Source organism: Desulfonatronospira sp., from assembly GCA_003563255.1.
Lineage (GTDB): Bacteria > Desulfobacterota > Desulfovibrionia > Desulfovibrionales > Desulfonatronovibrionaceae > Desulfonatronospira.
In genome coordinates this window covers 1-5,195 of the sequence record PWSL01000188.1, presented here as the reverse complement: position 1 = coordinate 5,195, position 5,195 = coordinate 1, and the positions used below count along the sequence as shown (strand labels likewise).

The window sequence follows — 5,195 nt, the reverse complement described above, 5'->3', positions numbered from 1 at the left end:
GGGAACGAGAGGTAAGCGGCTGGAGCCGCAAGAATTTAACGTTCCCAGGCTGGAGCCTGGGAACGAGAGGTAAGCGGCTGGAGCCGCAAGAACTTAACGTTCCCAGGCTGGAGCCTGGGAACGAGAGGTAAAGCGGCTGGAGCCGCAAGAACAAAACGTTCCCAGGCTGGAGCCTGGGAACGAGAGGTAAAGCGGCTGGAGCCTGGGAACGAGAGGTAAGAACCAGGAACCGATTTTAACGACCAACATGTTGGTTTGAAATTTGTGCTAAGCGTCTAAATCAGAGATCAGAGGTCAGTAGACGCTGGGGATTGGGAATTAAGGGATTCAGGTATTGTGGGGATTGGGAGGAAGATGAATTCACAAGAGAACAAGTCAACAGCTATTTTTTTAAAGAAGTAATGATTATTATCTTTACAAACAATGTTTAAAGTCATAAAGAGAAATTGGCAATATCTATTTCTCAACCAGAAAAACAAGGAGCTTTTTTCATGAGCAGGGAAAATTTTAAGAAGTGGGTATGCAAGGCCGTGGAAATGGAAGAGAAAGGCAAGGCCTTTTATGAGCAGGCAGCCAAAGAATGCACAACACAGATGGGGCAGAAGATTTTTTCCATGCTTCGCGATGACGAGATTCAGCATATACAGAGGATCCAGGAGATCGAAAAGGCCCTGGATCAGGATTCGGGACTGGAGCAGGCCTGTCGCATGGACGATATTGGCAGCGATGCCGGACAGGCCTTCAGGGACCTGGCCGGCAAGGTCAAATCTGAAAAACCCTGCGACTCCACAGCCAAGGCCCTGAATGCCGGCATCGATTTTGAGCTGGCCCTGGTGAAATTTTATGAAGAAGCTCTGGAAAAGGCTTCCGAGGATCTGGAGCGCGAGTTTCTAAAGCGTATGATCCAGGAGGAAAAAGGGCATTACGTGCTTTTAAGCGATATGCAGTATTATTACGAGGACCCCGAAGGCTGGGCCATGGGCAAGGCCAGGTCCGGACTGGACGGGGCATAGGTATATTATGCGCCGGGAGTTGAATATTGTAATCGGTGGAGAGGCGGGGCAGGGCCTGGTAACTGTCGGGGAACTCCTGACCAGGGCCCTGATCCGTTCAGGTTACCAGGTGCATGTCACCCAGGGTTATATGTCGCGAATCCGGGGCGGACACAATACATACGCGGTTCGAACGGGAGTTGAAAAAGTCCCTGGACCGGCCACCGGGATAGATATCCTGGTGGCATTGAACTCTGAAACTCTTGCTCTGCACCAGGGGGAGTTAAACCCAGGTGCGGTGGCCCTGAAGGATAATAACGCCCAGGCTTCAAAGGTTGAGGCTGTGGACATTCCATTTTCAGACCTGGCTGGATCAGCATTGTACGAAAATGTGGTGGGTCTGGGGGTTCTAAGCTATATCCTGGGCCTGGACCGGGAGATGCCGGCTGGATGCATCCGTTCTGCTTTCGAGAAAAAAAAGCCGGAAGCAGTGCAAAAAAATCTGGAGGTTCTGGACAAGGCCTATGCATTTGCTTCGCAAGCAGGTGTTGCCGGGTTTGACCTGGATGAGCCCAAAGGCAGTGCCGGCCTGATGCTTGCCGGCAACCAGGCCCTTGCCCTGGGGGCACTTTGCGCCGGAGCAAATTTCTGCTCATATTATCCCATGACCCCCTCCACCGGGATTCCCATGACCATGAATTCATACGCCCGGGATTTCGGGATGGTGGTGGAACAGGCAGAGGATGAAATTGCAGCCATAAATATGGCCCTGGGCGCTTCTTATGCCGGGGCCAGATCCATGGTGGCCACCTCCGGGGGAGGCTTTGCTCTTATGTGCGAGGGTGTAAGCCTGTCCGGCATGACCGAGACACCCATTGTCATTGTGGTGGGGCAACGGCCCGGTCCGGCTACAGGGCTTCCCACACGTACCGAGCAGGGAGATCTCAACCTGGTCCTCTACTCCGGGCACGGGGAGTTTCCAAGGGCCGTGCTTGCTCCTGCAGACCCCGGGCAATGCTTTGTCCTGGCCCGCAAGGCCTTTGTCCTGGCCGAGAAAAGCCAGGGCCCTGTTTTTATTCTCACGGACCAGTACCTGGCCGATTCCTACCGCAACGTGCACCTGCCTGATCCGGATATTCTGGAACCGGTTGCATCCCCGGGAGGCTCATGGCAAGGCCCGGGAGAATATAAAAGGTACGCCTTCACCCCCAGCGGTGTTTCTCCGCGCCTGGTGCCCACCCTGGGGCCTTACCTGGTGGTCCTGGACAGCGACGAGCATACCCCGGACGGACACATTACCGAGGATCTGCAGGTACGCAAAAAAATGGTGGACAAAAGGCTGAAAAAGGCCGATATCCTGAAGCAGGAAGTAATCCTGCCGGCATATACAGGCCCGCAAAACCCAAAAGACCTGCTGGTCTGCTGGGGCTCCGCCAGGGGGCCGGCCCTGGAGGCCAGGGAAATCATGGGGCCTGAAGATACTGCTGTGCTGCACTTTTCCCAGGTGTGGCCTCTGGATGCAGAGCATTTCAGGGATTACCTGCAGCGGGCGCAAAGGGTAATATTTGTCGAATCCAATGCCACGGCACAGTTCGCGCAGCTGGTGACCAGCATGGTCCAGCCGGCTAATATGGCCTATGTGTTGCGTTACGACGGTCTGCCCCTGGATGGACAGTATATTGCAGACAATATCTCGCAGGGGTTTGCCTTAGGCTTACCCCTGTCATAAGGATGATTTATGGTTTCCATGGAAGATTTTGGAAGTTTTGAAACGGCCTGGTGCCCGGGATGTGGCAATCACAGCATACTTAAGTGCGTCAAGCAGGCCCTGGTGCAGATGGACCTTGAACCGCACCAGTGTATTTTTGTCTCCGGCATCGGCCAGGCGGCCAAATCTCCGCACTACCTGCGGACCAATGTTTACAACGGCCTGCACGGCAGGGCCCTGCCTGCGGCCACCGGAATCAAGCTGGCCAACCCCCACGCCGTGGTCATCGTCCAGAGCGGGGACGGCTGCAACTACGGCGAGGGAGGCAATCATTTTCTGGCGGCCCTGCGTCGAAATATCAATATTACCCTGCTGGCCCACGACAACCAGATCTACGGGCTGACCAAGGGCCAGGCCAGCCCCACCACCGCCAGGGGGCAAAAGACCAAGGCCCAGCCTGCGGGCAATCCTTCCGAGGCCTTTAACCCCGTGGGAGTGGCTGTGGCCATGCAGGCGGGGATGGTGGCCCGGGGGTTTGCAGGCATGCAGGATCACCTGACCGAGATGATAGTCAAGGCTGTCCAGCATCCGGGGTTCAGCCTGGTGGATATACTGCAGCCCTGCGTAAGCTTTAATAAAGTCAATACCTTTGCCTGGTACAAAGAGCGCTGCTATATCCCGGAAGATCATGATCCACAAAACTGGGAGCAGGCCATGGCCCTTTCCAGGCAGTGGGATGCGGGGATACCCCTGGGGATTATCTATCAGAGTCATAAGCCGACTTTTGAAGAGAGCCTTCCCCATCCAACAGGAGAGCCTCTTTTTAAAAACAGGCCAGACACAGCAAGGCTCAAAGAGGTTTTTGCATCTTTTGCCTGACGTTTTTTGAATGCTCACATTTTTTTGTATGCTGTAGTCATTTTGTGATCCGTTCGGCGATGTTTTCAACCAGAACTTTATATCAAGCAGGAGGTTAAAATGAAAAAGGGGATATCGGCGACTTTTGTTTCTTTGTTAATTTGCATGGCCATGCTTTGGGCATCCCATGCCTGGGCGGAAATGGACAACTTCCCGGAGGAAAATATCCAGGTTCCGGAAGAGGCCGTACACCTGGATTACCTGGGGATTACCGACAATGAGAGTTTTGTAATCGGGGATGTACAGGCTGATCTGGTTCTGGTTCAGGTGTTCAGTATGTACTGTCCCATCTGCCAGAGAGAGGCCCCGGACGTAAACGACCTGTATGAAATGATCCATGAACAGGGGCTGGAAGAATCCATAAAGCTTTTTGGAATCGCCCCGGGTAATTCCAGCTTTGAGGTCAGCGTTTACCGGGATCGCTATGAAGTAGTGTTTCCGGTGATTCCGGATCCTGACTTTGTATGGCATAAACATCTGGGTGAGGTGGGAACACCTACTTTTTACGCGGTTAATCCCGGCAACAACCAGATACTGCATTCCCATACCGGACCTTTCCGGGATGGAATTGAGGCGTACCTTGAAGAAGTAAAGGCCCTGTTATGAGGAGGTGAACTGATATGAAAAGCATAAGGACGTTTATTTTTTTTCTGGCTTTTTTTCTGATATTTCCGGCCCTTTCTCCGGCGGGAGAGGGTGCCATTTACGAGCCTGGTGAGTTGAAACCCATTGACAGCGAGGTGAAAGTAGAGGAAGGAGACCAGGCTATTGATTTCACCCTGCCCTCTGTGGATGGAGAGGAAATTACCCTGTCTCAGTACAGGGGGGAAAAAAATGTAATGCTTTCCTTTGTCCCTGCCGCCTGGACCCCTGTGTGCTCGGATCAGTGGCCGGGATACAATATCGCCAGGCATTTTTTTGATGAAAACGACACCATAATTCTGGGCATTACCACTGATAATGTGCCTTCTCAGTATTCATGGATCCGGGCCATGGGAGGGCTTTGGTTCCCGGTGCTTTCAGACTTCTGGCCTCATGGGGAAGTGGCTGAACAATATGGTGTTCTACGTGGAGACGGTACCTCTGAACGTGCAACAATAATGGTGGATAAGGAAGGTATTATAAGGTTCGTCCACGTTGAGGACATCAACAGGCGGCCTCCATTGGAGATGCTTGTTGAAGCTCTGGAACAACTGCCCTGAAATAATTGATTGCTCAGGAGTAACTGTTTCTTGATTCGTATCTGTTTAGCGCTTTTAAGGAAAGCAGGGGACAGGCACTCCGGGACCCACTTGAGCATCATTTTCTTATCGTTCCCACGCTCTGCGTGGGAACGTTTTTCGACCGCTCCTGCGGTCATTTTGGACGCGGAGCGTCCGAAGATTGTTCCCACGCGGAGCGTGGGAACAATAAGGCAACGTATAGGTTATTATTACTTATTTTCTTAGCGCTTTTCAGGAAAGCAGGGGACAGGCACTCCGGGACCCACTTGAGCATCATTTTGTGCTCAAATCGACTCATTTTTTGGGACAAGCGGGTCCCGGAAGAGCCAGTCCCCGTGCTACATGCAAAGCGCT

5 protein-coding genes are annotated in these 5,195 nt (G+C 52.9%); all 5 read left to right on the top strand.

Annotation, left to right across the window (positions count from 1 at the left end):
* Nucleotides 1–491: 491 nt before the first annotated feature.
* On the top strand, nt 492–1,013 hold the full coding sequence (locus tag QZP87_RS05500; RefSeq protein ID WP_291321920.1) for a ferritin family protein: 522 nt from the start codon (nt 492–494) through the stop codon (nt 1,011–1,013).
* A 7-nt stretch (nt 1,014–1,020) separates the two neighbouring features.
* Nucleotides 1,021–2,721, top strand: coding sequence for a 2-oxoacid:acceptor oxidoreductase subunit alpha (locus QZP87_RS05495; protein ID WP_291321919.1), 1,701 nt, complete (start codon nt 1,021–1,023; stop codon nt 2,719–2,721).
* A gap of 9 nt (nt 2,722–2,730) precedes the next feature.
* The gene (locus QZP87_RS05490; protein WP_291321918.1) at nt 2,731–3,579 is read left to right on the top strand and encodes a 2-oxoacid:ferredoxin oxidoreductase subunit beta; all 849 of its coding nucleotides are present in this window, start codon (nt 2,731–2,733) and stop codon (nt 3,577–3,579) included.
* 99 nt (nt 3,580–3,678) lie between these two features.
* The gene (locus QZP87_RS05485; RefSeq protein WP_291321917.1) at nt 3,679–4,224 is read left to right on the top strand and encodes a TlpA disulfide reductase family protein; all 546 of its coding nucleotides are present in this window, start codon (nt 3,679–3,681) and stop codon (nt 4,222–4,224) included.
* Between the two features lie 14 nt (nt 4,225–4,238).
* Nucleotides 4,239–4,820 (top strand): peroxiredoxin, encoded by a 582-nt coding sequence (locus QZP87_RS05480; RefSeq protein ID WP_291321916.1) that lies wholly within the window; start codon nt 4,239–4,241, stop codon nt 4,818–4,820.
* Nucleotides 4,821–5,195: the final 375 nt, after the last annotated feature.

Excerpts from the sequence above, each read along its gene's own strand:
- QZP87_RS05500 (WP_291321920.1), top strand. The coding sequence starts at position 492 with ATGAGCAGGGAAAATTTTAAGAAGTGGGTATGCAAGGCCGTGGAAATG.
- QZP87_RS05495 (WP_291321919.1), top strand. The coding sequence starts at position 1,021 with ATGCGCCGGGAGTTGAATATTGTAATCGGTGGAGAGGCGGGGCAGGGC.
- QZP87_RS05490 (WP_291321918.1), top strand. The coding sequence starts at position 2,731 with ATGGTTTCCATGGAAGATTTTGGAAGTTTTGAAACGGCCTGGTGCCCG.
- QZP87_RS05485 (WP_291321917.1), top strand. The coding sequence starts at position 3,679 with ATGAAAAAGGGGATATCGGCGACTTTTGTTTCTTTGTTAATTTGCATG.
- QZP87_RS05480 (WP_291321916.1), top strand. The coding sequence starts at position 4,239 with ATGAAAAGCATAAGGACGTTTATTTTTTTTCTGGCTTTTTTTCTGATA.